Genomic DNA, 25,355 nt, shown 5'->3' on the forward strand with positions numbered 1-25,355 from the left:
CGCTGTCAAGCGTTCGCGACCGTTCGCCGGGCGGTGTGGGCCCGGCGGGTGGCGTAGAGGGTGACGGCGGCGGCGAGGGCCATGGCGGCGAGGCCGACGGTGGCGGCGCCGGGCCAGCCGGTGGCGTGGTAGGCGTCGGCGCCGAGGGTGCCGCCGAGGCTGTTGCCGAGGTAGTAGGCGATCAGGTAGAGGGCGGAGGCCTGTGCGCGGCCCTCGGTGGCGGTGCGGCCGACCGAGGCGGAGGCGGTGGCGTGTCCGGCGAAGAAGCCGGCGGTGATCAGGACCAGGCCGAGCAGGGCGCAGGCCAGGGACTCGGCGAGGGAGAGCAGCAGGCCGGCCGCGGTCACTCCGATGGAGACGTAGAGGGCGCCGCGCCGGCCGAGGCGGCCGGAGAGCCGGCCGGCCGCGGCGGAGGTGCCGGTGCCGACCAGGTAGACCACGAAGATCGAGGCGGCGATCGACTCCGGCAGGTGGAACGGCGCGGCGATCAGCCGGTAGCCGACGGTGTTGTAGACCGCGCCGAACACGGCCATGAACAGCATCCCGAGCGCGTACAGCCGCACCAGCAGCGGGTTGCGCAGGTGCCGTCCGACGGTCCGGGCGAGTGCGCGGGCGTCCACCGGGGCGGGGGTGAAGTGCCGGGCGGCGGGGATCAGCAGCCGGAAGGCGAGGGTGGCGAGCAGGGCGAGGAGGGCGGAGGCGGCGAGGCCCCAGCGCCAGCCGAGTCCGGCGGCGGTCCAGCCGGAGAGCAGTCGGCCGCCCATTCCGCCGATGCTGTTGCCGGCCACGTACAGGCCCATCGCCGAGGGCAGCGCGCCGGGGTGGACCTCCTCGGCGAGGTAGGCCATGGCGGTGGCGGGGAGCCCGGCGAGGGCGACGCCCTGGAGGACCCGCAGGGTGACGAGGGTGGTGAGGTCGGGCGCGAAGGGCAGGGCGAGGGCGAGGACGGAGGCGGCGAGGGTGGAGGCCGTCATCACCGCGGTGCGGCCGTACCGGTCGGAGAGCGCGCTGGCGGGGAGCAGCCCGAGGGCGAGGCCGAGGGTGGCGGCGGAGGCCGTCCAGCTGGCCTGGCCGGGGGTGAGGTCGAGGTCGGCCGAGAGGATCGGCAGCAGGCCCTGGGTGGAGTAGAGCAGGACGAAGGTCGCGACCCCGGCGGCGAACAGGGCGAGGTTGGCGCGGCGGAAGCCGGGCCGGCCGGGGCGGTGGCGGTCGTCCGCGGTGGTGGTGCCGGCGGAGGTCGCGGGGGCGGTGGTGGGGGCGTCCGGGGTGGTCACGGACGCCCCGGTATCGGAGGGCTGCATGGCGTCGACCGTAGGCCTGGTGCCGTTGATGCGTCCAATGCATGAAGCGGGGATGATCGATGCGTTGGCGTATGAGTCGAGGTGGTGGCGCGATGTCCGGTCCGGAGCCGGTGGACGGTGGCGAGCAGCCGTACCGGGTGGCCGAGTTGGGGCCGGAGGAGCCGGCGGCGCTGCTGGCGCCCCGGCTGGCCCGGTTCGCCGCGGTGGCCCGGCTGCAGCACGTGACCCAGGCGGCCGCGCTGCTCGGGGTGCCGCAGCCGACGCTGTCGCGCGCGGTGGCCCGGCTGGAGGAGGAGCTGGGGGTGGACCTGCTGGCCCGTCAGGGCCGTACGGTGCGGCTGACCAGGGCGGGCCGGCTGCTGCTGGCCTCGGTGGAGCGGGCGTTGGCCGAGGTCGAGCGCGGTGCGGCGGCGGCCCGGGCGGAGGCGGACCCGGCGGCGGGCCTGGTGGCCTTCGGCTTCCTGCACACGATGGGGCCGGACACGGTGCCGGCGCTGCTGCGGGGCTTCCGTGCCGCGCATCCGCGGGTGCGCTTCCAGCTGGTGCAGGACTACGGCGCGGCGATGCTGGAGCGGCTGCGGGCCGGGGAGTTGGACCTCTGCCTGGTCTCGCCGCTGCCGGAGGACCCGGCGTTCGCCGCCCGTCCGCTGGACGAGCAGCGGCTGCACCTGGTCGTCCCGGCGGACCACCGGCTGGCCGGGCGGCGGCGGATCCGGCTGGCGGAGGTGGCCGAGGAGCCGTTCGTCGGGCTGGAGCAGGGGTACGGGCTGCGCGCGATCACGGACGGCTTCTGCGCGCAGGCCGGGTTCGTCCCCCGGCTGGCGTTCGAGGGGGAGGAGGCGGAGACGCTGCGCGGGCTGGTGGCGGCCGGGCTGGGGGTGGCGCTGCTGCCGCCGGCCCTGGTGCCGCGGCCGGGGGTGGTGGAGCTGGAGGTGACGGCGCCGCGCACCCGGCGGGCGATCGGGCTGGCCTGGGCGGCGGGGCGGCCGCTGACGCCGCCGGCGCGGACCTTCCGGGACTTCGTGCTGTCCCGGCGGGGGCGGCTGTTGCAGCACGACTGACGCGGGTGCCGCGGCGGGTCGCCGCTTTGGCGGATCGTATGGACCGGGCGGTGGAATTCCGGGTGGAGTTTGGACCATCCGGTGGTATTCGCGGTGGTCGGTCTACGCGCGTAGGGGCTATATTTCCGCAATGGAACAGCAGATCCCCGTCACCACCGCGGGCACCGGCCCGCGCATCCCCACCGCCGACCAGATCCGCCGCGCGCCGAAGGTCCTCCTGCACGACCACCTCGACGGCGGTCTGCGCCCGGAGACCGTGGTCGAGCTGGCCGCCGCCTGCGGCTACCAGGGCCTGCCGACCACCGACGTCAAGGAGCTCGGTGAGTGGTTCCGCGAGGCCGCCGACTCCGGTTCGCTGGTCCGCTACCTGGAGACCTTCGCGCACACCTGCGCCGTGATGCAGACCCGTGAGGCGCTGATCAAGGTCGCCGCGGACTGCGCCGAGGACCTGGCGGCCGACGGCGTCGTGTACGCCGAGGTCCGCTACGCCCCCGAGCAGCACCTGGAGGCCGGGCTGAGCCTGGACGAGGTCGTCGAGGCCGTCCAGGAGGGCTTCCGCCTCGGCGAGGCCAACGCCCGCGAGGCCGGCCACCGGATCCGCGTCGGCACCCTGCTGACCGCGATGCGGCACGCCGCCCGCTCCACCGAGATCGCCGAACTGGCCAACCGCTACCGGGACCGCGGCGTGGTCGGCTTCGACATCGCCGGTGCCGAGGCCGGCTACCCGCCCACCCGCCACCAGGCCGCCTTCGACTACCTCAAGGGCGAGAACAACCACTTCACCATCCACGCGGGCGAGGCCTTCGGCCTGCCGTCGATCTGGGAGGCCCTGCAGTGCTGCGGCGCCGACCGGCTCGGCCACGGCGTGCGGATCGTCGACGACATCACGGTGGGCGAGGACGGCACGGTCGAGCTCGGCCGGCTGGCCGCGTACGTGCGCGACAAGCGCGTCCCGCTGGAGATGTGCCCGACCTCCAACATCCAGACCGGCGCCGCGTCCTCGTACGCCGAGCACCCGATCGGGCTGCTCAGCCGGCTGAAGTTCCGGGTCACCGTGAACACCGACAACCGGCTGATGAGCGGCACCAGCATGAGCCAGGAGTTCGGCCACGTGGTGGAGGCCTTCGGCTACACCCTGGGCGACCTGGAGTGGTTCACGGTGAACGCGATGAAGTCCGCGTTCCTGCCCTTCGACGAGCGGCTGGCGATGATCAGCGACGTGATCAAGCCGGGCTACGCCGAGCTGAAGGCCGAGTGGCTGTTCAGCGTGGCCGCCGGCGGCAACTGAGCCGCCGGGCGCCGCGCCCGGCCCCGGATGGTCGGATGAACGCCGGTTTTCCGCAAGGGAGTTGGCGTTCATCCGACTACTCACTCGGGTGAGTGAACGCCCTTTGGCTCCCCGGTGACCGGCTCACTACCGTGTGCCCGTCATTGCCGACACGTCCCGGCGGCGGTCCCCCCGTCCGCCGGTCCCGTGCGTGAAGTCGGCCACCGACGAGGACCCAAAGGGGACCCACCATGAAGCAGGCTCTCAAGGCCGCGGGCACCGCGGCGCTCGGCATCGCCATCGCGGCGATCGGCGCCGGTACCGCCTCCGCGGCCGACGGCCAGGCGGCCGGCGGCCTCGGGCTGCCCACCGGCGCGCTGACGAACCCGGCGGTGACCGGCGCGGTCGCCGACACGGCCGCCAAGCTGCCCACCGGCAAGGTGACCGAGGCGCTGGGCACCCTCGCCCCGAGCGTGGGCAAGGCCGTCCCGGCCGGCGAGACCCCGCTGGCCGGCGTCACCCAGGAGCGTGCCGCCCAGCGCGCCGCCCTCCCGACCGTCCCGGGCCTGGACAAGACCCCGATCGGCGCGCTGACCAGCACCCTCCCGCTCCCCGGTCTGACCGGCTGAGGCCCGGGGCGTGTCGACCGGCACGCCCCGGCCCGCGGGCACGGCGACGGGCCGCCCACCCCGGAATCCCCGGGGCGGGCGGCCCGTCGCCGTCTGCTGGGCCGCCAGGCTCACGGCTCCTGGGGGAGCAGCAGCCAGAGCGCCAGGTAGAGCAGGAACTGGGGGCCGGGCAGCAGGCAGGAGAGCAGGAAGATCAGCCGGACGGTCCACGGCGTCAGGCCGAAGCGTTCGGCGATCCCGGCGCAGACGCCGGCGATGACGCGGTTGCGGCGGGGACGGGCGAGGCGAGCGGTCATGGTCGGCTCCGTGTGGTGGCGGCCCTCTCCGGCCGGTCCGGCGGGCTGTTTCCATGGTCCGTCGCCGACGGCTCCGGAGCCTCAGCCCGGCAGGTGATTCTCCACCCCGAAGGGTCACCGGGTAGGCGTAGCCGGACGTCGGGGTCGCCCTCGGGGTGACCCTGAGGGTTCGGGGGCCGCACGGTCCGGCCGAGCCCGTCCGGAAGGGCGGAACGGGCTCGGTAGGATGCTGCCGATCGCAGTCGGCCGGGGGGCGGACGAAAGCCCGACTTCGTTGTGGAATGACCTCTCGCGCAAGCGATTTCACGTCCTGATGGGTTCTCTCCCGCATTCTCTCGTGAGGTTGAATTGCGCATTCGGCATCGCAGATTCCTGACCGCGACCGCCGCCGTCACGCTGGCATCCGGCCTGGCCGCCGCCGGGGCCCCGGCCGCCCTCGCCGCACCGCGCGCCGTCACGGTGGTCCCGGGCGCCCGGACCGGCCCCTCGCCGGTCACGATCGCCTTCGGCGGCCTTCCCGGCACCGTCCGGGCGGGGGGCGCGCCGGTGGAGTTCACCGCGACGCTCCGGAACACCGCCGACCACCGGCTGGACGTCCTGTCCCCGGCCTTCGGCCTCGCGGACACCGGCGCCGGGCAGGGCCGCTTCCGGCTGGAGTACCGCCCGCCCGGTGCCGCCCAGTGGCAGGACGCCGGGGCGGACGCGGCGGGCACCGGCGCCCACTGGGCGCTCGACCGGCCCGTCGTGCTGTCGCTGGCGGCCGGCGCCGAGGCCACCTACCGGCTGCGGCTCACCGTCGCCGCCGACGCCCCCGCCGGGCGGGTGGCGCCGGGCTTCGGCGCCGTGGTCTCGGACCCGGCCCTGCCGCCGGAGCAGCGCACCACCGGCGCCGAGAGCGACCACCCGGACCTGGTCGTCGCCCCGGCGGCGGCGCCGACCACCACGCCGACCACCGCACCGGCCACCCCGGCGGCCACCGCGGAGGTCGGGTTCGAGGGCGTGCCCGTCTCGTTCACGGTGGGCGGCGAGGCGAAGCCGTTCAAGCTGGTGCTCACCAACCGGAGCGGCCGGGACCTGCGGGTCGTGCCCTCGGCCCTGTTCCAGGGGGCGTCCGAACTCCCTTCGAGTACCGTCAAGTTCGAGTTCCGTACCGCCGACGGGCAGTGGCGGGAGGCCGCCCCGGGCGGCGGCGGCCCGGAGCGCCCGGCCCGGCTCCGCTTCGGGCTGCGGACCGGGGACGGGAACTCCGACGTCATCGCGCTGGCGAAGGGCGAGAGCCGCACCGTCGAGGTCCGGCTGGCCTTCACCGGGGACGCGCCGATCCTGTTCGAGTCCCTGGTCGCCGTCTCGGCCACCCTGCCGGAGCCGGGCGAGAGCGCGGCCGAGGCGGTCGGCGAGGCGGCCGACTTCATCACCGTGCCCGCGGCGGGCGCCACCGCCGCGCCCGCTCCGGCCCTTCCGGACCCGGATCCCGTCCCGGAGGTGCCGGAGCCGTCCGCCGTCCAGGTCGTCCCGGCGGCGGCCCCCTCGGCGGCGCCGAGCCCGACGGCGGGCGGTTCGCGGGCGGTCGCCGCCCCGGCCGCCGGCCCCCGGCTGGCCTCCACCGGTGGCGGCACGGCCGCGGAGCCGATGGCGATCACCGGGGTGACCGCCATCGCCATGGGCGTCGGCACCCTGGTGGTGGCGCGGCGCCGCAACCGGGTGCGGGGCGGCGCGGGGAACTGACAGGCCGGAAGGCCCGGCCGTCACCGCTGGGGAGCGGGTGACGGCCGGGCCTTCCGGCGTCCGTGCGGAGGTGCGGCCAGGTCAGCTCGCCGGCTGCTGCGGCTGCGCGTACGGGTTGTCCGCCACCGGCTGCGGCGGGACGCCCGGCTGGTGCGGCGCGGCGCCCTGCGGCGCGACCGGCGGCACGGGGGCGCCGGCCGGCGGCGGGACGGGCGCGCCCGGCTGCTGGGCGTACGGGGCCTGCGGCGCGTTCGGGTTGAACGGGGCGTTGGGGTTGAACTGGGCCTGCGGCGCGTTCGGGTTGAACGCGGCCTGCGGGGCGTTCGGGTTGAACGCGGCGGCGGCCTGGGCGGCCTGCTTCTGCTGCTCCTTGTTGCGCTCGATGATCGCCTTCACCGAGGCGACGATCAGCAGGACCGGCAGGATGAACACCTTGTAGAAGATGGTGTACGTGCCGCCCTCGAAGACGAACGCCAGGTAGTAGGCGTACCCCAGGAACCCGAGGCCGACGACGATGGTGATGACGCGCAGGCCCGCCTTGATCCGGCCGGCGGCGGCCCCGATGGCCGTCAAGATGGCGCCGCTGAGCGCCAGCGCCACGACGTACCAGGAGAAGAGCGGTTCGGCGCTGAAGTCGAGATTGTTCACAACGGTTTCCTGGGAGGGGAAGAAGAAAAACGGCGGGCGCCGTTCGGGGACGACAGCGCACAGTACTGGAGGCGGCGGACATCCGTCGCGGCCTTTGTGTCACGGTGTCATTGCGCTGCGCGGAAACGGCAGTAGACGAGGTGGGAAATGACGGACTTTGAGGTGCTGCGGGTCTTTTGCGGGCCGGACGGGAGCCATGGGAACGCGCTCGGCGTGGTGCGCGACGGCGCCGCCGTGCCGGGGCGCGCGGAGCGGCAGCGGATCGCACGCGAACTCGGCTTCAGCGAGACGGTCTTCGTCGACGACCCGGAGCGCGGGGAGATCGACATCTACACCCCGTCGGTGCGCCTGCCGTTCGCCGGCCACCCGTGTGTGGGCGCCGCCTGGCTGCTCGGGGTGGACCGGCTGGTCACGGCCGCCGGGGAGGTGGCGGTGCGGCGCGACGGCGGGCTGACCCGGATCGCGGCCCGGCCGGAGTGGGCCCCGGGGCGCACCCTGCGGCAGTACGGTTCGGCGGCCGAGGTGGAGGCGCTGGAGGTGCCGCCGCCGGGGGAGTGGGTCTACGCCTGGGCCTGGCAGGACGAGGCGGCCGGCACCGTGCGGGCCCGGGCCTTCCCCGGGCGGGGCGACGGGATCGACGAGGACGAGGCGACCGGAGCGGCCGCCCTGCTGCTGGCGGCGAGCCTCGGCCGGGAGCTGACCGTCACCCAGGGCCGGGGCTCGCGGCTGCTGGCCGGACCGCTTCCGGGCGGGCTGGTCGAGGTCGGCGGCCGGGTGGTCCGGGCCCCCGAGCCGGCTCAGCCGGCCGGCGGCGTCGGTTCGGCGTAGGCGCGCCGACGGGCGGCGGGTGCCACGGTCGCGACGGAGGTGACGGCGGTGACGGCGGTGACCGAGCCGGCGGCGGTCACCGGCGGCATGGAGAGCACCGCCGTCCGGGGCGCCCGCGGCCGCCGGTCCCGCAGCAGGTGCCGCAGGCCGGGGACCAGCGCGAGGTGGGCGACGGCCACGCCGGCCACGGCGAGCAGGATGTGGTCCACGTTCAGGACGTGTCCGGGCGCCCAGGAGGAGAGGAACTCCAGCGCGGTCGCCAGCAGCGCGGAGACGCCGGTGGTGCGCAGGAAGGACGGCAGCCAGGGGGCCCGGAGCCGGCCGCCGGCCAGCGGCAGCAGGACGCCGAGCGGGGCCAGCAGCAGGAGCTCGCCGACCACCTGCCAGCCGCTGGAGGAGCGGAGCGAGGCGAGCGGCGTCAGGTTGGCGTCGTACACCCAGGCCACCGGTAGCGGTCTCAGCACCAGCCAGAGCACCAGTGCCAGGTGGCCGGTGAGGCCCGCCAGTCCGGCCAGCCGGAGGGGACGGTGGACGGCCGCCGCCGGGCTGCTCTCGGTCCCCGCGCCGGAACGCTCGTCGCGTGTCCTGGTGCCATCTCGCTGCACGGGGGGAAGGACGTGGGCCGACGTCACGTCGGTTCCATACCGGGCGTGAACATTCCCAAACGCGCCCCCCGAGCCCCGTCGGCGCCCCTCCCGGCGCCCTCGTCAGGGCCCGTCCCCGCGCCCTCACCAGGGCCCCTTCCGGCATCCGTCACCGGCACCCCTCGCCAGCGCCCCTCCCCGGCGGCCTACCGGCAGGGCGAGGCGGTCGGCACCGCGCCGAACACGTTGTCCGGCGGCGGGCTGCCCGGCGCCACCGGGGTGGGCGACGGGCTGGGACTGGCGGCCGCCTTGGTGCCACGGGTCGGGGTCACGGTCGGGACCGGGCCGGGCGGGGTGGCCAGGGCCGCCGGTATGTGCGGGGTGGTCGGGCAGGCCGTCCGGCTGGCGGGCGCGCCGGCGTCGACCGGTACGGCGGTCGGCCGGATGCCGCAGCCGGAGGCCAGCGCGAGCAGCAGCAGCACGCCGGCGCCGCGGCGCAGGACGGTACGGGGGGCGGCGGTGTCGGTCGGGGCGGTCACGTGGCGTCCTTGTCCTCGGCGGCGTCGCCGGCGGGGCCGCCCTCGGCCTCGCCCGCGGACGGCGGGGGCGGCGGGGCCAGCGGCAGGGTCAGGGTGAACACCGCGCCGACCTCCCCGTTCGCCGCCGTGATCGTCCCCCCGTGTATCTGGGCGTTGGCCATCGCGATCGACAGCCCGAGCCCGCTGCCCTCCGAGCGCGCCCGCCCGCGGTCCGCCTTGTAGAAGCGGTCGAAGACGTGCGGCAGCACGTCCTCCGGGATGCCCGGGCCGCTGTCGGAGACCTCGACCACGACCGACTCCCCGTCCTGCCGGACCTTGACCCGCACCGGCGAGCCGCCGTGCTTCAGCGCGTTGCCGATCAGGTTGGCGAAGACCACGTCGAGCCGGCGCGGGTCGACCACGGCCAGGATGCCGCGCGGGGCGTCCAGTTCGACCGCGTCGTACCAGGCCCGCCCGTCGATGCAGGACATGATCAGGTCGGCGATGTCCACCTCGTCGGCGACCAGCTTGGCGGTGCCGGCGTCGAAACGGGTCACCTCCATGAGGTTCTCCACCAGGTCGGACAGCCGCCGGGTCTCGCTGACCACGAGCCGGACGGCCGGCTCGATCATCGGGTCCAGCGACTCGGCCTCGTCCTCCAGGATGTCCGTCACGGCGGTCATCGCGGTCAGCGGGGTGCGCAGCTCGTGCGACATGTCGGCGACGAACCGCCGGCTCTGTGCCTCGCGCGCGCTCAGCTCCTCGACCTGCTCGTGCAGCTGCTCCGCCGTCCGGTTGAAGGTCCGTGCCAGGTCGGCGAGTTCGTCCGAGCCGTCGACCTCCAGCCGGGTGTCCAGGTGCCCCTCGCCGAGCCGCCGGGCGGCGTCCCCGAGCCGCTTGACCGGCCGCAGCACCGTCGCCGAGGCGGCCTGGGCGAGCAGCGCCGAGCCGATCAGCGCGAGCAGCGTGGCGATCGCCAGCGACCAGCCCAGCGTGTTGAGGTCGGCCCGCTCGTTCTCCAGCGACTTGAACATGTACGCCGTCGGCCCGTTCGGCACCACCTTGGTGCCGCCGATCACGAACGGCCGGCCCTCCAGGTTCTGCCGCTGCCAGTACAGGTGGTACGGGTACGGGTTGTTCTCGGTGATCTCGCGCGGCTTGGCGACGGTGGACTGCAGGGCCGCCGGGACGTCCGCCAGCGTGAAGTTCGCGGGGTCGGAGGAGGCCGAGCACTCCGGGTGCGCCGGGTCGACCACCACCACGTCGTACGTCAGTCCGGAGCTGGCCACGTTGGACGCCAGCGTGGCCAGCTCCGGGCAACTCGCGTTCAGCGGCAGCTCGGAGACGTTGCGGGTGAGCGAGACCCGGAAGTCGTTCAGCGCGGTGTCCTGGGCGCGCTTGAGCACCGCGTCGCGGTTCAGCCAGTACGCGATGCCGGAGGCCGAGACGGCGGCGAGCAGCGCGACGGCCGCGAACACCGCGATCAGCCGCACCCGCAGGGAGCGCAGCCGACGCCACCGGCCCGTCGGGAACCGCCGGGCAGTCGTCTGATGGTCAGTCACAGGAGCCTGTCGTGGTACGGGAGTTCAGGGGGCGGGTGGGCTGGTCGGAGGCGTTCGGGATCAGGCCGGCGGGTCCAGCCGGTAGCCCACTCCGCGGACGGTGCGGATCAGCGTCGGCGCGGACGGCACGTCCTCGACCTTGGCCCGCAGCCGCTGCACGCACGCGTCCACCAGGCGGGAGTCGCCGAGGTAGTCGTGCTCCCAGACCAGCCGCAGCAGCTGCTGGCGGGAGAGCGCCTGGCCGGGGCGGCGGCTGAGCTCCAGCAGCAGCCGCAGCTCGGTCGGGGTGAGCTGGAGGTCCTGTCCGTCCTTGGTGACGGTCATCGCCGCGCGGTCGATCACCACGCTGCCGTAGGCCGAGGAGTCCGAGCTCTCCCGCTCGCCGCGCCGCAGCACCGCCCGGATCCGGGCATCCAGCACGCGCGGCTGCACCGGCTTCACCACGTAGTCGTCCGCGCCGGACTCCAGACCCACCACCACGTCGATGTCGTCCGAGCGCGCGGTCAGCAGGATGATCGGCAGCTGGTCGGTGCGGCGGATCCGGCGGCACACCTCGAAGCCGTCGATCCCGGGCAGCATCACGTCCAGCACGATCAGGTCGGGCCGCTGCTCCTTGAACAGCCTCAGGCCGTCCTCGCCGGAGGCGGCGGTGGCCACACGGTGGCCCTGGCGGGTGAGGGCGAGTTCGAGGCCGGTCCGGATGGCGTCGTCGTCCTCGATCAGTAGGAGGAAAGGCACGGCCCCATTTTGGCCCACCGGCCGCGCCGAATCACCCCCCGGACCGCTCACCGGCCCCACGGGAACCGGAACGAGCGCTACCGGCGTCCGGTACGGAGGGGGGCGGTCCGGGACGTTCGGCCCCCTCCTGTGACACCCCTGTGACAGTCGGCGGACAGCGCCATCACAACCGGCGGGCAGGATTTTCCATGTCGCCGCAGGACAGCGGGCCGCAAGGCCGGCTGAAGGGCGGCTACCGGAACCGCTCGTACCGACCCAGGGGGCGCACGATGAACGCCATGCTTCAGACCCGGACCAACCCGGCTGTCCGCACCGCGCGTTCGTCAGCCACGTCCCACCGGACCCGGTACGAGGTCAGGACCGACGAGAACTCCGGTGCCGTGACCGTGCGGGGGTGCGCGCACAGCACCGGTGGAAACCCTGGCGCCCGTCGGGTGAGCGGCGGCGGCAGGACGGGGGAGCTGTACGGGATCGGCCGTCTGGGGAGTTCGGCCGACTCCGCCGGCACCCTCACGCTGCGGGGGATCCTCCCCGTGCGCGTCGAGGGCAAGGACGCCCCGGGGGGGAACCGGGGGACCGGGGGGAACGGTCTGCGGACGGTCGGGTCGGGGGAGCCGACCGGTCGCGAGGCCGCCGGTGCGACGCTGCTGCGGCTGAACCCCGCCGCGGCCCGCACCACCGAGGCCGGACAGGGAGGCGCGCAGGGGGAGCACCCGGCCGTCGCGGAGGACCACATCACGGAGTTCACCGCGTACGTGCGCGAGCGCCGCGCCTCCCTGTACGCCACGGCCTACCACCTGACCGGTGACCGCTACGAGGCCGAGGACCTGCTGCAGAGCGCGCTCTTCAGCACCTACCGGGCCTGGGGCCGGATCACCGACAAGGCCGCGGTCGGCGGGTACCTCCGCCGCACCATGACCAACCTGCACATCTCCGCCTGGCGGCGCCGCAAGGTCAACGAGTACCCGACCGAGGAGCTGCCGGAGACGGCCGGCGACACCGACGCGATGGGCGGCACCGAGCTGCGCACCGTGCTCTGGCAGGCGCTGGCGAAGCTGCCGGAGAACCAGCGCACCATGCTGGTGCTGCGGTACTACGAGGGCAAGACCGACCCGGAGATCGCCGACGTGCTGGGGATCAGCGTCGGCACGGTCAAGAGCAGCATCTGGCGCGCCCTGCGCCGGCTGCGCGAGGACGAGCACCTGAACAAGTCGGGCGACACCGTCCGGGCGTTCGGCGAGCTGGTCGCGTAAGGGACTCCCGTCGGGGGACGGGAATCGGACGGTCACGGTCCGGGGGCAGCGGCTCGGGGGAGCACGCCCGTGGGGGAGCCGAGGACCGTTCGGGGAAGAAGGCGAAGGGCCCGGTGCGGGGGAGACGCACCGGGCCCTTCGTCGTGCCCTGGCAGGCGCGGCCACGCGGTTCCGACAGCGCGGTCCGACCGCGGGGTTCGGGCCGCGGGGCTCAGACCGCGGAGAGCTCGGTGGCCCGGGCCGCGGCGCGGATCCGCCGCGCGGCCTCCGGGCCGGCGCACGCGTACGAGCCGAGCGCGACCTGCCGTCCGACGATGGACCGCTCGGCCCGCATCAGCCGCAGGCCCCGGCGCAGCAGCACCGGCAGCGACTTGCGGCCCTCCCGGACGTCCCGGCGCAGCCGGCGCCAGGCCGTGGTGAGCGCGCCGTTGCGCAGGCACAGGGCGTCGCCGAGCAGGCCCTGGTCGGCGCACTCGACGGTGATCTCGGCGGCGAAGATGCCCTCGGCGATGAACGCGCCCGCCCCGCCCAGCTCCAGGGCGCGGGTGTCGATCCGGCCGTTGTCCGGGATCGAGTACACCGGGACGTCGGTGCGCCCGTGCTCGTGCAGGGCGCGGATCGCGGCGACGGCCTGGTCGCGGTGCCAGGCCAGCGGGGAGTCCCAGTCCACGGCGCCGTCCGGCAGTCGCGGCAGGGTGGGGTCGTCCCCGTCCTTGTAGAAGTCGTCGAGCTGGAGCACCGGCAGCCCGCTGCGCTCCGCCAGCGAGGACTTCCCCGACCCGGAGGGCCCGGAGAGCAGGATCACCCGGGCATGCCCGGTCGGTGCGGGGTTCATGGGGGAGTCACTCACGGGACACCAGTCTGACGCATCCCGGCCGGTTGCCGAAACCGGTCGGTTCAGACCTTCTGCGGCGGCCGCGGTCCGGCGAGGGCGGCCCGGACCATCGGCAGGCAGCGGCTGTCCACCTGGAGGTGGACCGGCTCCCCGGCGCCGGGCGGCCGGTACGCGGTGGCGGCCCAGTCCTGGTCGTACCAGGTGTCGGGCTCGGGCTCGTGGAAGGTGCCCCCGACGGGCAGTTCGAGCGGCTCGGCGCCGCGCGCGCGGAAGCGGGCGGCGGCGGCTCCGGGGGTGATGTCCAGCTTCCCGTCGACGTAGCCGGGCCGCCGGTCGGACCGGGCCGAGCAGGGCAGCCGTACGGCCTTCCCGGCGGCCAGCCGGCGGCGGGCCCGGGCCACCTGCCACCGGCGCAGCACGCCGTCCGTGACCAGTGCCATCAGCTCGCCCAGCTCTTCCATCGCGCCCCCTCGGCCGGTTCGGTACCGGCGATTGTGGTCCGGTCGCACACGGACCGGGAGCCCCGAAAGTCGGCCCGGGCGGCGACGAAAGTCGCCCGGAAGGGCGACGGACCCGCGCCAGGGGGGGAGAGGCGCGGGTCCGTCCAATGACCGTCCGGGCCCTGGGGGGGTGAGGGCACTGGGGACGGCCAGTCTGTGGAGTTGTGCTCCGTCTTTCCGACGGGCGGAGCGGGGAGGTCAGATCCCCATCGGGTGCCAGACCGTCTTCGTCTCCAGGAAGGAGAGTAGCCGGTCCGTACCGGGCGCATTGGTCCAGTCCTGGGCGAACGGGTCCAGCACCGGACGGACCACCCTCTTCAGGGTATCCGCGGCGGCCGCTTCCAGGGGCTGCGCCGCGCCGGGACCGTCGGCGGCGATCGCCCCGGTGAGGTCCAGCGCGTTGACGTCCTGGTGCGAGGCCAGGGTGGGGGCGATGTCCGCCGTCCGGCCCGAGAGGATGTTGACCACGCCGCCCGGGACGTCCGAGGTGGCCAGCACCTCGCCCAGCGACAGCGCGGGCAGCGGGGCGTCCGCGGCGGCCGCGACCACGACCGTGTTGCCGGTGGCGATCGCCGGGGCGATCACCGAGACCAGGCCGAGCAGCGAGTGCCCGTACCCGGCCTGCGGGGCGACGATCCCGACCACGCCGGTCGGCTCCGGGGTGGAGAGGTTGAAGAACGGCCCGGCGACCGGGTTGGCGCCGCCCGCGATCTGGGCGACCTTGTCGGTCCAGCCCGCGTACCAGACCCAGCGGTCGATCGCGGCGTCCACCAGCGCGGCGGCCTTCTTCGGGCCGATGCCCTCGGAGACGGCCACCTCGGCGGCGAACTGCTCGCGCCGGCCCTGGAGCATCTCGGCCACCCGGTAGAGCACCTGGCCGCGGTTGTACGCGGTGGTGCCGGACCAGCCCTTGACCGCCTTGCGGGCGGCCACGACGGCGTCGCGGGCGTCCTTGCGGGTGCCCAGCGGGACGTTGGCGAGCCACTCGCCCTTTGCGTCGGTCACCTCGTACACCCGCCCGCTCTCGGAGCGCGGGAACTTCCCGCCGACGTACAGCTTGTAGGTCTTGAGGACGTCAAGACGCGTCACGACATCAGACATCGAGGTAGGCCTCCAGACCGTGGCGGCCACCCTCGCGGCCGTAGCCCGACTCCTTGTATCCGCCGAACGGCGAGGTCGGGTCGAACTTGTTGAAGGTGTTGGCCCAGACCACGCCGGCCTTGAGCTGGTTCGCCATCCAGAGGATGCGCGAGCCCTTCTCCGTCCAGATGCCGGCGGAGAGGCCGTACGGGGTGTTGTTGGCCTTCTCCACGGCCTCCGCGGGGGTGCGGAAGGTCAGGACGGAGAGCACCGGGCCGAAGATCTCCTCCTGGGCGATCCGGTGGGCCTGGCTCACGCCGGTGAACAGGGTCGGCTTGAACCAGAAGCCGGTGCCCGGGAGTTCGCAGGCCGGCGACCAGCGCTCGGCGCCCTCGGCCTCGCCGGCGTCGGTCAGCGCGGTGATCCGGGCGAGCTGCTCGGCCGAGTTGATGGCGCCGATGTCGGTGTTCTTGTCCAGCGGGTCGCCGACCCGCAGGGTGCCCATCCGGCGCTTCAGGGCGTCCAGCAGCTCGTCCTGGATCGACTCCTGGACCAGCAGGCGCGAGCCCGCGCAGCAGACGTGGCCCTGGTTGAAGAAGATGCCGTTGACGATGCCCTCGACCGCCTGGTCGATCGGCGCGTCGTCGAAGACGATGTTCGCGGCCTTGCCGCCCAGCTCCAGCGAGAGCTTCTTGCGGGTGCCGGCCAGCTGCTTGGCGATGGCGCGGCCGACCGGGGTGGAGCCGGTGAACGCGACCTTGTTGACGTCCGGGTGGGAGGTCAGCGCGGCGCCGGTGCGGCCGTCACCGGTGACGATGTTGACGACGCCCTTCGGCAGACCGGCCTGGCGGCAGATCTCGGCGAAGCGCAGCGCGGTCAGCGGGGTGGTCTCGGCCGGCTTCAGGACGACCGTGTTGCCGGTCGCCAGCGCGGGCGCGATCTTCCACGCCAGCATCAGCAGCGGGAAGTTCCACGGGATGACCTGGCCGGCCACGCCCAGCGGCTTCGGGTTCGGGCCGAAGCCGGCGTAGTCGAGCTTGTCGGCCCAGCCCGCGTAGTAGAAGAAGTGGGCGGCGACCAGCGGCAGGTCGACGTCGCGGGTCTCGCGGATCGGCTTGCCGTTGTCGATCGACTCCAGCACGGCCAGCTCGCGGCTGCGCTCCTGGATGATCCGGGCGATCCGGAACAGGTACTTGGCGCGCTCGCTGCCGGGCAGCGCCGACCAGTCGGCGAAGGCCTTGCGGGCGGCGGCGACCGCGCGGTCCACGTCCTCCTCGGTGCCCTGGGCGAACTCGGCGAGCACCTGCTCGGTGGCCGGGTTGACCGTCTTCAGGGCCTCGTTGCCGGAGGAGTCGACGAACTCGCCGCCGATGAAGTGGCCGTAGGAGGTGGCGATGTCGCCCGCGGCGGCGGGGGACTCCGGGGCCGGGGCGTAGGCGAAGAGGCCGCCGGCGGGCTTGGCCACGGGCTCCTCGGTGTTCTTCTTCTTGGCCATGGTGATCAGTCCACCGTCACGTAGTCGGGGCCGGAGTAGCGGCCGGTGGCCAGCTTCTGGCGCTGCATCAGCAGGTCGTTGAGCAGGCTGGAGGCGCCGAAGCGGAACCAGTGCGGGGTCAGCCAGTCGTCGCCGAGGGTCTCGTTGACCATCACCAGGTACTTCATGGCGTCCTTGGTGGTGCGGATGCCGCCGGCGGGCTTGACGCCGACCTGGACGCCGGTGGCCGCGCGGAAGTCGCGGACCGCCTCCAGCATCAGCAGGGTGACCGGCGGGGTCGCGTTGACGGCGACCTTGCCGGTGGAGGTCTTGATGAAGTCGGCGCCGGCCAGCATCGCCAGCCAGGAGACCCGGCGGACGTTGTCGTAGGTCTGGAGCTCGCCGGTCTCGAAGATCACCTTGAGGTGGGCGGAGCTGCCGTCGGGGCGCTTGCAGGCCTCCTTGACGGCCACGATCTCGCGGTAGACGTCGAGGTAGCGGCCGGAGAGGAAGGCGCCTCGGTCGATCACCATGTCGATCTCGTCGGCGCCCGCGGCCACCGCGTCGGCGGTGTCGGCGAGCTTGACCGGGAGGGCGGCGCGGCCGGCCGGGAAGGCGGTGGCCACCGAGGCGACCTGGATGTCGGTGCCCTCCAGGGCGGCCTTCGCGGTGGCGACCATGTCCGGGTAGACGCAGATGGCGGCGACGCGGGGGGTGGTCGGGTCGGTCGGGTCGGGGGTCCTGCCCTTGGCGCACAGCGCGCGCACCTTGCCGACCGTGTCCGCGCCCTCCAGCGTGGTCAGGTCGATCATCGAGATCGCCAGGTCGATGGCGTACGCCTTCGCCGTGGTCTTGATCGAGCGGGTACCGAGCGCGGCGGCACGCGCCTCCAGGCCGACCTGGTCGACGCCGGGCAGGCCGTGCAGGAATCGGCGGAGCGAGGCCTCGGACGCCGCAACGTCCTGAAGGCCGCTGCCCGCAACGCCGGGGGCATTGGCTGCAACAGTGGACATAGTCACCAGAGCAGCATATCTACGCGCGTAGTCAACCGCTAGAGCGCTCGTCATTCGTGGCCGGACCGAGACCTCCGCGCGAGGGGCATGGGGCAGAATCGACGACATGACCGATTCCGACGGCAAGCCCCACCAGGGCCCCGCCGCCCCCGACGGGGATCCCGAGTACGCGGACCGCGTGTACCGATCCGTCCCCGGTGTGATCTCCGGAGTGCTGCTGCTGGTCGTGGCGGCCTGGCTGATCGGCGACGCGGTGGTGAGCGGGACCGGGAAGACCCCGTACGTCTCGCTCGCGGCGGTGCCGGTGTTCGCCTTCCCGGTGATCGCGTACACGCTGCGCCCGACCGTGACGGCGGGCCGCGACCGGCTGGTGGTGCGCAACCCGTGGCGGACCGTCGTGGCGCCGTGGGCCTCGGTGGACGCGCTGCGCGCGGGGTACTCGGTCGAACTGCTCGCGGGCGGCAGGAAGTACCAGCTCTGGGCGGTGCCGGTGTCGCTGCGCCAGCGCAAGCGGGCCGCCCGGGCGCAGAGCGGCAGCGTCGCCGAGCACGCCTCCCGGACCGGCCTCGGCATGGGCCTGGCCAAGCGGAGCAACCCGGTCGTCCAGGGCTCGCCCGACCCCACCCGCGCCTGGTCCGACCAGGTGACCGCCGTCCTCCAGGAGATGGCCGAGCGCAACGCCGTCCGCCCCACCGCCGCGGGCCCGGTCGAGGTCCGCTGGTGCTGGTGGGTCATCGCCCCCACCCTGGCCGGGCTGGTCGGGCTGATCACCGTCATCGCGGTCTGACCCCGCCGAACCGCGTGAAGGGGCCCGCCGGTCGTGACCGGCGGGCCCCTTCGGGTGTGCGCGGGCGTCAGGCGGTGATGCCGGCGGCCTCGGCGAGGTCGCGCTTGACGGTGGCGAGGAGGGCGGCGGCCCGCTCGCGGGTGGGCCCGAGGTCGGCGGCGGAGGCGACCGGGAGGACGACCTCCAGGTAGCACTTGAGCTTGGGCTCCGTGCCGGAGGGGCGGACCACGATGCGGGCGGACCGGACGTCCTCGCCGGCCAGGTAGTAGCGCAGGCCGTCGGTCGGCGGCAGGTCGGCCGAGCCGGCCGACAGGTCGTCGGCGCGGGTGACCCGGAGCCCGGCCAGGACGGTCGGCGGCTGCTCGCGCAGGCGGCGCATGGCGTCGGCGATCAGCGTGAGGTCCTGGACCCGGACGGAGAGCTGGTCGGTGGCGTGCAGGCCGTGCTCCAGCGCCAGGTCGTCCAGCAGGTCGGACAGGGTGCGGCCGGACTTCTTGAGCGTGGCGGCGAGCTCGGCGACCAGCAGGGCGGCGGTGATGCCGTCCTTGTCCCGGACGCCCTGCGGGTCGACGCAGTAGCCGAGCGCCTCCTCGTAGCCGTAGCGCAGGCCCTCGGCGCGGGAGATCCACTTGAAGCCGGTCAGCGTCTCGGCGTAGTCCAGCCCCGCCGCCTCGGCGATCCGGCCGAGCAGGGTGGCGGAGACGATGGTGGTGGCGAAGGTGCCCGCGGCCTTCTTCGCGACCAGGGCCGAGCCGAGCAGCGCGCCGACCTCGTCGCCGCGCAGCATCCGCCAGCCGGCCGCGCCGCCGCCGCCGCCGGCCGCGTTGCCGTTGGTGGGGACGGCCACCGCGCAGCGGTCGGCGTCCGGGTCGTTGGCGATCACGATGTCCGGGCCGACGCTGGCGGCGGTGCGGAAGGCGAGGTCCATCGCCCCCGGCTCCTCCGGGTTGGGGAAGGCCACGGTCGGGAAGTCCGGGTCGGGCTCGGCCTGCTCGGCGACCACGGTGGGCGCGGGGAAGCCGGCCCGGCGGAACGCGGCGACCAGGGTGGAGCGGCCGACGCCGTGCATCGGGGTGTAGACCACCTCCAGGTCGCGCGGGCCGTGCTCGTCGACGATGGAGACGGCCCGGGTCAGGTAGGCCTCGACGACCTCCTCGCCGAGCACCTCCCAGCCCTCCTCGGCGCGCGGGACCTCGTCCAGCGAGCCGATCGCGTCGATCTCGGCGGCGATCCCGGCGTCGGCCGGCGGGACGATCTGCGAGCCGTCGCCCAGGTAGACCTTGTAGCCGTTGTCCTGCGGCGGGTTGTGGCTGGCCGTCACGGTGACGCCGGCGGCCGCGCCCAGGTGGCGGACGGCGAAGGCCAGCACCGGGGTCGGCAGCGGGCGCGGCAGCAGCGCGGCGCGCAGGCCGGCGCCGACCACCACGGCGGCGGTGTCACGGGCGAAGTCGTACGACTTGTGGCGGGCGTCGTAGCCGATGACGACCAGGTCGCCCAGGCCCTGCTGCTTGACGTACGCGACCAGGCCGGCGGCGGCCCGGATCACCACGGCGCGGTTCATCCGCATCGGGCCGGCGCCGAGTTCGCCGCGCAGGCCGGCGGTGCCGAACTGGAGGCGGTCGGAGAAGCGGTCGGCGAGCTCCGCCCAGGCGAGCTTGCTGTCGGTCTCGGCTTCCGGGCCCTCGGCCCGGGCCAGCAGGGCGGTGAGCTCCTCGCGGGTCTGCGGGTCGGGGTCCTCGGCCAGCCAGGTCCGGGCCCGGGCGAGGAGGTCGGGGTTGAGTGCCTGCGTCATGACAGCTCCATCGGGAAGTGCGTCGGTGTGTCGGCCGGAGGTTCCGCGGGTGACCGGGAGGGCTCCGCTGTGACCGGAGGGTTCCGCAAGGAAGGGGGTCGCGCATGCGGACGGGGCCCACCGGAGGGCGTGATCAGCGGATCACGCCGCCCGTGGGCCCCGTCACTCATGATTCCGCGCCGCGCGGACGTCAGATCCGCTCGAGGACCTTCGCCAGCAGCTCGCCCATGCGCTCGGCGGAGGCCTTGCCGGCCTCCAGCACCTCGGCGTGGTTGAGCGGCTCGCCGGTCATGCCGGCGGCCAGGTTGGTGACCAGGGAGATGCCGAGCACCTCGGCGCCGGCCTCGCGGGCCGCGATGGCCTCCAGGGTGGTGGACATGCCGACCAGCTCGCCGCCGATCACCCGGGCCATGTTGACCTCGGCCGGGGTCTCGTAGTGCGGGCCGCGGAACTGCACGTAGACGGCCTCGTCCAGGGACGCGTCGACCTCGCGGCAGAGCGCGCGCAGGCGCTTGGAGTACAGGTCGGTGAGGTCGACGAAGTTGGCGCCGACGATCGGGGAGTCCGCGGTCAGGTTGATGTGGTCGCTGATCAGGACCGGCTGCCCGGGGGTCCAGCCCTGGCGCAGGCCGCCGCAGCCGTTGGTCAGCACGATGATGCCGCAGCCGGCCGCGGCGGCGGTGCGCACGCCGTGGACGACGGTGGCCACGCCGTGGCCCTCGTAGTAGTGGTTGCGGCCGAGGAAGATCAGGGCGCGCTTGTCGCCGATCTTCACCGAGCGGATCTTGCCGGCGTGGCCGGCGACGGCGGGGGCGGGGAAGCCCGGGAGCTCGGTGACCGGGAACTCGGCCACGGTCTCGCCCAGGGCGTCGGCGGCCGGCACCCAGCCGGAGCCCATCACCAGGGCGACGTCGTGCCGCTCGGCACCGGTCAGCTCGCGCAGGCGCTCGGCGGCGGCCTGGGCGGCGGCGTAGGGGTCGGCGGAGACGACCGACTGAGGAGAAGCGTTCACGGGTCCGAGGATAGACGGGTTTCGGCTACGCGCGTAGAAATTCGGCCGCGGCATGCCGGATCGTTACCCGGTTGACCGGAAAACACAGCTCGGCGGCGGTATCGGGCCGCCCGGCTCGTCGGTTTCCACACGGACGGCCCACCCGTGCCCTCCGTACCCGCACGCTCCGTGCGCGATCGGATCGCGGACGGGGCCGGAACGCCTCAGCAGGGGCGGCGGCGCAGGTCCATCACGTAGTCGTGCGGGGCGCCGGCGCTCTCCGCGGCGTCCGCGATCAGGCCGAGGTAGCGGGCCGCGGGCAGACCGCCCTCGTAGTCGTTGAGCACGTACGTCCAGACCGGGATGTCCCCGTCCAGGGTCTGCGCGCGCAGCTTGATCTTGCGGTAGATGCCGAGCTGGACGCCCTCCCAGCGGTCCAGGCCCTCCTCGTCCATCGGCGCGACGTCGTACAGCGAGACGAAGACCTGGTCCTTCTCGTCCTCGACCACGGTGGCCAGCGAGCCCTCCCAGCCGAGCTGCTCGCCGCCGAAGGTGAGCCGCCAGCCGGCGAGCCACCCCGTGCCGCGCAGCGGGGAGTGCGGGGCTCGGCGAGTCATCTGCCGGGCATCGAGGTTGGTGGCATACGCGGCGTAGAGGGGCATGGGGGCCAGCGTAGCCCGGGCGGCGGTCGGGCCGCGGCCACTGGACGAACGTACGGAGCCCGGACCCCGGCGTGGCGGCGGTCCCGGCGTGCGGGACAATGGGGAACGTGACTCGGATCGTGATCATCGGTGGCGGACCCGGCGGCTACGAGGCGGCTCTGGTGGCCGCTCAGCTCGGCGCGGAGGTGACCGTCGTCGACCGCGACGGTCTGGGTGGATCGGCGGTGCTCACGGACTGCGTGCCGTCGAAGACCCTGATCGCGACCGCGGAGGTGATGACCACCTTCGACAGCTCGTACGAGGAGCTGGGCATCCTGGTCGCGGACGACACCCCGCCGGTCGAGCAGGCGGCCCGGGTCATCGGCGTGGACCTGGGCAAGGTCAACCGCCGTGTGAAGCGCCTGGCCATCGCGCAGTCCCACGACATCACCCAGTCCGTCACCCGGGCCGGCGTCACCGTGCTGCGCGGCCGCGGCCGGCTCGGCACCGGCGGGCAGGCCGTGGACGGCTCCCGCGAGGTGCTGGTGGACGCGCCCGACGGCACCGTGCAGTCGCTGCGCGCCGACGCCGTGCTGATCGCCACCGGCGCCCACCCGCGCGAGCTGCCGGACGCCCAGCCGGACGGCGAGCGGATCCTCACCTGGACCCAGGTGTACGACCTGGAGGAGCTGCCCCGCGAGCTGATCGTGGTCGGCTCCGGCGTGACCGGCGCCGAGTTCGCCGGCGCCTACCAGGCGCTCGGCTCCAAGGTGACCCTGGTGTCCAGCCGCGACCGGGTGCTGCCGGGCGAGGACCCGGACGCCGCCGAGGTGCTGGAGGACGTCTTCCGCCGCCGCGGCATGAACGTGATGGGCCGCTCGCGCGCCGAGAGCGTCAAGCGGATCGGCGACCGGGTCGAGGTCATGCTGGCCGACGGCAAGGTGATCGAGGGCACCCACTGCCTGATGGCGGTCGGCTCGATCCCCAACACCTCCGACATGGGCCTGGAGGAGGCCGGGGTCAAGCTCAACGACTGGGGCCAGATCCAGGTCGACCGGGTCTCCCGCACCACCGCCCCCGGCGTCTACGCGGCGGGCGACTGCACCGGCGTCTTCATGCTCGCCTCGGTGGCGGCCATGCAGGGCCGGATCGCGATGTACCACGCGCTCGGCGACGCGGTGCAGCCGCTGAACCTCAAGACCGTGGCCTCCAACGTCTTCACCGACCCGGAGATCGCCACCGTCGGCTACACGGCGGCCGACGTGGAGTGCGGCAAGATGGACGCCGTCGTGGTCAAGCTCCCGCTGCGCGGCAACCCGCGGGCGAAGATGCAGGGCATCCGGGACGGCTTCGTGAAGCTGTTCTGCCGCCCGGGCACCGGCATCGTGGTGGGCGGCGTGGTCGTCGCCCCGCGGGCCAGCGAGCTGATCCACTCGATCTCGCTCGCCGTGGACGCCAATCTGACGGTCGAACAGGTGGCCAGCGCCTTCACCGTCTACCCGTCCGTCTCCGGTTCGACCGCCGAGGCCGCCCGGCAGCTGCACATCCGCAAGCGGGCCGACGGCGAATCCTGAGCGTCCGGCGCACAGTTGAGGGCGGCTGCCGATCGGCGGCCGCCCTTCGCGCGGGCATGGCCGTCACCCGGACGGCGGGCGCAGTTCCGGGTCCATTGACGGCGCGTATTGTACGGTCACGCGCCGCTCGTGCGTGAGCAATTCCCGCTACTAGCTGCAAACGCCTGAAAGCAGACGGTCACGCAGGTTACCGTCGGTTCTGTGTTTGCAGCAGAACGTCGCCAGTTGATCCTCGAAATGGTGCGCGCCAACGGAGCCGTCTCGCTCCGGGAGTTGGCCCGCGTCGTCCAGACCTCCGAAGTGACCGTGCGCCGTGACGTGCGGGCGCTGGAGGCAGAAGGGCTCCTCGACCGCCGGCACGGCGGCGCGGTGCTCCCCGGCGGCTTCAGCCGCGAACCCGGTTACCCACAGAAGACCCACCTGTCCGCGGCGGAGAAGAGCGCCATCGCGGACCTCGCGGCCGGCCTGGTGGAGGAGGGCGACGCCGTGGTGGTCGGCGCCGGCACCACCACCCAGGAGCTGGCCCGCCGATTGGCCCGCGTGCCCGGGCTGACGGTGGTCACCAACTCGCTGCTGGTCGCCCAGGCCCTGGCGCACGCCAACCGGGTCGAGGTGGTCATGACCGGTGGCACCCTGCGCGGCTCCAACTACGCGCTGGTGGGCAGCGGCGCGGAGCAGTCCCTCCAGGGGCTGAGGGTCTCCAAGGCCTTCATCTCCGGCAGCGGGCTGACGGCCGAGCGCGGGCTGTCGACGGCGAACATGCTGTCCGCGAGCGTGGACCGGGCCATGGTGCTGGCGGCCGCCGAGGTGATCGTCCTCGCCGACCACACCAAGCTCGGCGCGGCCGGCATGTTCCAGACCGTCGCCACCGACACCATCACCCGGCTGGTCACCGACGAGCAGGCCACCGCGGACGACACCACCGTCCGCGAACTGGACGCGCTCGCCGACTGCGGGGTGCAGGTCGACCTGGCCCCGCTGGGCGCGGGCCCGAGCGGCGACGCCCCGGTGCACGGCACCGGCAGCGGCCCGGTGCACCAGACCCAGCCCGGCCCGATGGCCCGCCGCGGCGGCCCGCCCCCCGGCGGCGCCCCGCTGCCCGGCCAGCGCCGCCCCGGCGCGCACGGCGGACCGGCCGCCCCGGGCGGCATGCCCGCCCGGCTGGCCGAGCTGGGCCTGCCGCGCGGGCGCTAGCCCGTACCCACGGCCCCGCCTCGCGAGCCTCTTGGCAGGCCTCGGAAACGCGACCGGTCCGCACACCCGCGCAGGGCGTACGGACCGGTCCGAGGGCAGGCGCCCGTCCTGGGACGGCGTCAGTCCTTGATCTCGCAGAGCGCGGCGCCGCTGCTGACGCTCGCGCCGACCTCGGCCTTGAGGCCGGAGACGGTGCCCGCCTTGTGGGCGTTCAGCGGCTGCTCCATCTTCATCGCCTCCAGGACCACGATCAGCTCGCCCTCGGCGACGACCTGGCCCTCCTCCACGGCGACCTTGACGATGGTGCCCTGCATCGGCGAGGCCAGGGTGTCCCCGCTGACGGCCGAGCCGGCCTTCTTGGCGCCCACCCGGCGCTTGGCCTTGGTGGCACCGGCCGCGCCGGCCGCCGGGGCCGCCGCGACGCCCAGCGAGGACGGCAGCGAGACCTCGATCCGCTTGCCGCCGACCTCGACCACCACGGTCTCCCGGGTCTCGGCCTCCTCGCCGTCACCGGCCGCGCCGGCGAACGGCGGGATGGTGTTGTCGAACTCGGTCTCGATCCACCGGGTGAAGACCTTGAACGGCTCGTCGCTGCCGTGCACCTCGGGCGCGAACGCCGGGTCGGTGACGACCGCCTGGTGGAACGGGATGGCGGTGGCCATGCCCTCGACCTTGAACTCGGCCAGCGCGCGGTTGGCCCGCTCCAGGGCCTGCCTGCGGTCCCGGCCGGTGACGATCAGCTTGGCCAGCAGCGAGTCCCAGGCCGGGCCGATGACCGAGCCGGTCTCCACACCGGAGTCCAGGCGCACGCCCGGACCGGACGGCGGCGCGAACAGCGTCACCGTGCCGGGCGCGGGCAGGAAGTTGCGGCCCGGGTCCTCGCCGTTGATACGGAACTCGAAGGAGTGACCGCGGACCTCCGGGTCGCCGTAGCCGAGCTCCTCGCCGTCCGCGATCCGGAACATCTCCCGGACCAGGTCGAGACCGGTGACCTCCTCGGTGACCGGGTGCTCCACCTGCAGACGGGTGTTGACCTCCAGGAAGGAGATCGTGCCGTCCTTCGC

25 protein-coding genes are annotated in these 25,355 nt (G+C 74.1%); 9 read left to right on the forward strand and 16 right to left on the reverse strand.

Annotated features, from left to right (window positions below):
• Positions 1-5 precede the first annotated feature (5 nt).
• On the reverse strand, positions 6-1,301 hold the full coding sequence (locus tag ACFWP2_RS04505; RefSeq protein WP_380448146.1) for an MFS transporter: 1,296 nt from the start codon (positions 1,299-1,301) through the stop codon (positions 6-8).
• Between the two features lie 92 nt (positions 1,302-1,393).
• On the opposite strand from ACFWP2_RS04505, the gene ACFWP2_RS04510 reads away from it, so the two are divergent.
• The 3 genes from ACFWP2_RS04510 (at position 1,394) to ACFWP2_RS04520 (ending at position 4,258) form a co-directional block, all read left to right on the forward strand.
• Entirely contained in the window at positions 1,394-2,362 is a 969-nt protein-coding gene (locus ACFWP2_RS04510; RefSeq protein ID WP_380448148.1) for a LysR family transcriptional regulator, read from the forward strand.
• A 130-nt stretch (positions 2,363-2,492) separates the two neighbouring features.
• Positions 2,493-3,650: an adenosine deaminase gene (locus ACFWP2_RS04515; protein ID WP_380448150.1), complete on the forward strand. Its 1,158-nt coding sequence runs from the start codon at positions 2,493-2,495 to the stop codon at positions 3,648-3,650.
• 230 nt (positions 3,651-3,880) lie between these two features.
• A complete protein-coding gene (locus tag ACFWP2_RS04520; RefSeq protein ID WP_380448152.1) occupies positions 3,881-4,258 on the forward strand; it encodes a hypothetical protein in 378 nt (125 codons plus the stop codon).
• Positions 4,259-4,368: 110 nt separating this feature from the next.
• Here ACFWP2_RS04520 and ACFWP2_RS04525 read toward each other — a convergent pair whose 3' ends face one another.
• Positions 4,369-4,554, reverse strand: coding sequence for a PspC domain-containing protein (locus ACFWP2_RS04525; RefSeq protein ID WP_360352382.1), 186 nt, complete (start codon positions 4,552-4,554; stop codon positions 4,369-4,371).
• A gap of 348 nt (positions 4,555-4,902) precedes the next feature.
• Here ACFWP2_RS04525 and ACFWP2_RS04530 point away from each other — a divergent pair, with 348 nt between their 5' ends.
• Positions 4,903-6,279: a hypothetical protein gene (locus tag ACFWP2_RS04530; protein ID WP_380448154.1), complete on the forward strand. Its 1,377-nt coding sequence runs from the start codon at positions 4,903-4,905 to the stop codon at positions 6,277-6,279.
• An 81-nt stretch (positions 6,280-6,360) separates the two neighbouring features.
• Here ACFWP2_RS04530 and ACFWP2_RS04535 read toward each other — a convergent pair whose 3' ends face one another.
• Positions 6,361-6,927, reverse strand: a complete 567-nt coding sequence (locus ACFWP2_RS04535; RefSeq protein ID WP_380448156.1) for a hypothetical protein — start codon at positions 6,925-6,927, stop codon at positions 6,361-6,363.
• 147 nt (positions 6,928-7,074) lie between these two features.
• Here ACFWP2_RS04535 and ACFWP2_RS04540 point away from each other — a divergent pair, with 147 nt between their 5' ends.
• Entirely contained in the window at positions 7,075-7,755 is a 681-nt protein-coding gene (locus ACFWP2_RS04540; protein ID WP_380448158.1) for a PhzF family phenazine biosynthesis protein, read from the forward strand.
• Here ACFWP2_RS04540 and ACFWP2_RS04545 read toward each other — a convergent pair.
• From ACFWP2_RS04545 to ACFWP2_RS04560, 4 genes are all read right to left on the reverse strand, one after another.
• The gene (locus ACFWP2_RS04545) at positions 7,725-8,360 is read right to left on the reverse strand and encodes a VanZ family protein (RefSeq protein WP_380448160.1); all 636 of its coding nucleotides are present in this window, start codon (positions 8,358-8,360) and stop codon (positions 7,725-7,727) included. The two genes, ACFWP2_RS04540 and ACFWP2_RS04545, sit on opposite strands and share 31 nt — an antisense overlap.
• A 185-nt stretch (positions 8,361-8,545) precedes the next feature.
• Positions 8,546-8,878 (reverse strand): hypothetical protein, encoded by a 333-nt coding sequence (locus tag ACFWP2_RS04550; RefSeq protein ID WP_380448162.1) that lies wholly within the window; start codon positions 8,876-8,878, stop codon positions 8,546-8,548.
• A complete protein-coding gene (locus tag ACFWP2_RS04555; protein ID WP_380448164.1) occupies positions 8,875-10,419 on the reverse strand; it encodes an ATP-binding protein in 1,545 nt (514 codons plus the stop codon). Before ACFWP2_RS04555 ends, ACFWP2_RS04550 begins: the two co-directional genes overlap by 4 nt.
• A 60-nt stretch (positions 10,420-10,479) precedes the next feature.
• Positions 10,480-11,157 (reverse strand): response regulator transcription factor, encoded by a 678-nt coding sequence (locus tag ACFWP2_RS04560; protein ID WP_030257458.1) that lies wholly within the window; start codon positions 11,155-11,157, stop codon positions 10,480-10,482.
• Positions 11,158-11,537: 380 nt separating this feature from the next.
• Between ACFWP2_RS04560 and ACFWP2_RS04565 the strand changes: the two genes are divergently transcribed.
• Positions 11,538-12,410 (forward strand): SigE family RNA polymerase sigma factor, encoded by an 873-nt coding sequence (locus ACFWP2_RS04565; protein ID WP_380448226.1) that lies wholly within the window; start codon positions 11,538-11,540, stop codon positions 12,408-12,410.
• Positions 12,411-12,621: 211 nt separating this feature from the next.
• Here the strand turns inward: ACFWP2_RS04565 and ACFWP2_RS04570 are convergent, their stop codons facing one another.
• From ACFWP2_RS04570 to deoC, 5 genes are all read right to left on the reverse strand, one after another.
• Positions 12,622-13,245: an ATP-binding protein gene (locus ACFWP2_RS04570; protein WP_380448228.1), complete on the reverse strand. Its 624-nt coding sequence runs from the start codon at positions 13,243-13,245 to the stop codon at positions 12,622-12,624.
• A 62-nt stretch (positions 13,246-13,307) separates the two neighbouring features.
• Positions 13,308-13,706, reverse strand: a complete 399-nt coding sequence (locus tag ACFWP2_RS04575; RefSeq protein ID WP_380448166.1) for a hypothetical protein — start codon at positions 13,704-13,706, stop codon at positions 13,308-13,310.
• A 237-nt stretch (positions 13,707-13,943) separates the two neighbouring features.
• Positions 13,944-14,846 carry an aldehyde dehydrogenase family protein gene (locus ACFWP2_RS04580; RefSeq protein ID WP_380448168.1) on the reverse strand — a complete coding sequence of 301 codons (903 nt, stop codon included), beginning with the start codon at positions 14,844-14,846 and terminating at the stop codon, positions 13,944-13,946.
• The gene (locus tag ACFWP2_RS04585) at positions 14,839-16,320 is read right to left on the reverse strand and encodes an aldehyde dehydrogenase family protein (protein WP_380448170.1); all 1,482 of its coding nucleotides are present in this window, start codon (positions 16,318-16,320) and stop codon (positions 14,839-14,841) included. Before ACFWP2_RS04585 ends, ACFWP2_RS04580 begins: the two co-directional genes overlap by 8 nt.
• A gap of 5 nt (positions 16,321-16,325) precedes the next feature.
• Positions 16,326-17,312: a deoxyribose-phosphate aldolase gene (gene deoC, locus ACFWP2_RS04590; protein ID WP_380448172.1), complete on the reverse strand. Its 987-nt coding sequence runs from the start codon at positions 17,310-17,312 to the stop codon at positions 16,326-16,328.
• A 106-nt stretch (positions 17,313-17,418) separates the two neighbouring features.
• Here deoC and ACFWP2_RS04595 point away from each other — a divergent pair, with 106 nt between their 5' ends.
• On the forward strand, positions 17,419-18,099 hold the full coding sequence (locus ACFWP2_RS04595) for a PH domain-containing protein (protein ID WP_380448174.1): 681 nt from the start codon (positions 17,419-17,421) through the stop codon (positions 18,097-18,099).
• 67 nt (positions 18,100-18,166) lie between these two features.
• On the opposite strand, the gene ACFWP2_RS04600 is transcribed toward ACFWP2_RS04595, so the two are convergent.
• The 3 genes from ACFWP2_RS04600 to ACFWP2_RS04610 all read right to left on the reverse strand — a co-directional run bounded on the left by ACFWP2_RS04600 (position 18,167) and on the right by ACFWP2_RS04610 (position 21,544).
• Positions 18,167-19,891 (reverse strand): phospho-sugar mutase, encoded by a 1,725-nt coding sequence (locus ACFWP2_RS04600; RefSeq protein WP_380448176.1) that lies wholly within the window; start codon positions 19,889-19,891, stop codon positions 18,167-18,169.
• Between the two features lie 190 nt (positions 19,892-20,081).
• Complete coding sequence (locus ACFWP2_RS04605; protein ID WP_380448178.1) at positions 20,082-20,903, reverse strand: purine-nucleoside phosphorylase; 822 nt, start codon at positions 20,901-20,903, stop codon at positions 20,082-20,084.
• Positions 20,904-21,106: 203 nt separating this feature from the next.
• The gene (locus ACFWP2_RS04610) at positions 21,107-21,544 is read right to left on the reverse strand and encodes a gamma-glutamylcyclotransferase (RefSeq protein WP_224284955.1); all 438 of its coding nucleotides are present in this window, start codon (positions 21,542-21,544) and stop codon (positions 21,107-21,109) included.
• A 98-nt stretch (positions 21,545-21,642) separates the two neighbouring features.
• Here ACFWP2_RS04610 and ACFWP2_RS04615 point away from each other — a divergent pair, with 98 nt between their 5' ends.
• Positions 21,643-23,097 (forward strand): NAD(P)H-quinone dehydrogenase, encoded by a 1,455-nt coding sequence (locus ACFWP2_RS04615; RefSeq protein ID WP_380448181.1) that lies wholly within the window; start codon positions 21,643-21,645, stop codon positions 23,095-23,097.
• A gap of 237 nt (positions 23,098-23,334) precedes the next feature.
• Complete coding sequence (locus tag ACFWP2_RS04620; RefSeq protein ID WP_380448230.1) at positions 23,335-24,291, forward strand: DeoR/GlpR family DNA-binding transcription regulator; 957 nt, start codon at positions 23,335-23,337, stop codon at positions 24,289-24,291.
• Between the two features lie 119 nt (positions 24,292-24,410).
• Here the strand turns inward: ACFWP2_RS04620 and ACFWP2_RS04625 are convergent.
• On the reverse strand, positions 24,411-25,355 hold a 945-nt coding region (locus ACFWP2_RS04625), incomplete at its 5' end, for a biotin/lipoyl-containing protein (RefSeq protein WP_380448183.1).

Origin of the sequence: Kitasatospora sp. NPDC058444, assembly GCF_042721415.1 — a bacterium.
Lineage (GTDB): Bacteria > Actinomycetota > Actinomycetes > Streptomycetales > Streptomycetaceae > Kitasatospora.

Coding starts and splice junctions, on each gene's coding strand:
- ACFWP2_RS04505 (WP_380448146.1), bottom strand. CDS start 1,301: ATGCAGCCCTCCGATACCGGGGCGTCCGTGACCACCCCGGACGCCCCC.
- ACFWP2_RS04510 (WP_380448148.1), top strand. CDS start 1,394: ATGTCCGGTCCGGAGCCGGTGGACGGTGGCGAGCAGCCGTACCGGGTG.
- ACFWP2_RS04515 (WP_380448150.1), top strand. CDS start 2,493: ATGGAACAGCAGATCCCCGTCACCACCGCGGGCACCGGCCCGCGCATC.
- ACFWP2_RS04520 (WP_380448152.1), top strand. CDS start 3,881: ATGAAGCAGGCTCTCAAGGCCGCGGGCACCGCGGCGCTCGGCATCGCC.
- ACFWP2_RS04525 (WP_360352382.1), bottom strand. CDS start 4,554: ATGACCGCTCGCCTCGCCCGTCCCCGCCGCAACCGCGTCATCGCCGGC.
- ACFWP2_RS04540 (WP_380448158.1), top strand. CDS start 7,075: ATGACGGACTTTGAGGTGCTGCGGGTCTTTTGCGGGCCGGACGGGAGC.
- ACFWP2_RS04570 (WP_380448228.1), bottom strand. CDS start 13,245: ATGAACCCCGCACCGACCGGGCATGCCCGGGTGATCCTGCTCTCCGGG.
- ACFWP2_RS04575 (WP_380448166.1), bottom strand. CDS start 13,706: ATGGAAGAGCTGGGCGAGCTGATGGCACTGGTCACGGACGGCGTGCTG.
- ACFWP2_RS04580 (WP_380448168.1), bottom strand. CDS start 14,846: ATGTCTGATGTCGTGACGCGTCTTGACGTCCTCAAGACCTACAAGCTG.
- ACFWP2_RS04585 (WP_380448170.1), bottom strand. CDS start 16,320: ATGGCCAAGAAGAAGAACACCGAGGAGCCCGTGGCCAAGCCCGCCGGC.
- deoC (WP_380448172.1), bottom strand. CDS start 17,312: ATGTCCACTGTTGCAGCCAATGCCCCCGGCGTTGCGGGCAGCGGCCTT.
- ACFWP2_RS04595 (WP_380448174.1), top strand. CDS start 17,419: ATGACCGATTCCGACGGCAAGCCCCACCAGGGCCCCGCCGCCCCCGAC.
- ACFWP2_RS04600 (WP_380448176.1), bottom strand. CDS start 19,891: ATGACGCAGGCACTCAACCCCGACCTCCTCGCCCGGGCCCGGACCTGG.
- ACFWP2_RS04610 (WP_224284955.1), bottom strand. CDS start 21,544: ATGCCCCTCTACGCCGCGTATGCCACCAACCTCGATGCCCGGCAGATG.
- ACFWP2_RS04615 (WP_380448181.1), top strand. CDS start 21,643: ATGGGGAACGTGACTCGGATCGTGATCATCGGTGGCGGACCCGGCGGC.
- ACFWP2_RS04620 (WP_380448230.1), top strand. CDS start 23,335: ATGGTGCGCGCCAACGGAGCCGTCTCGCTCCGGGAGTTGGCCCGCGTC.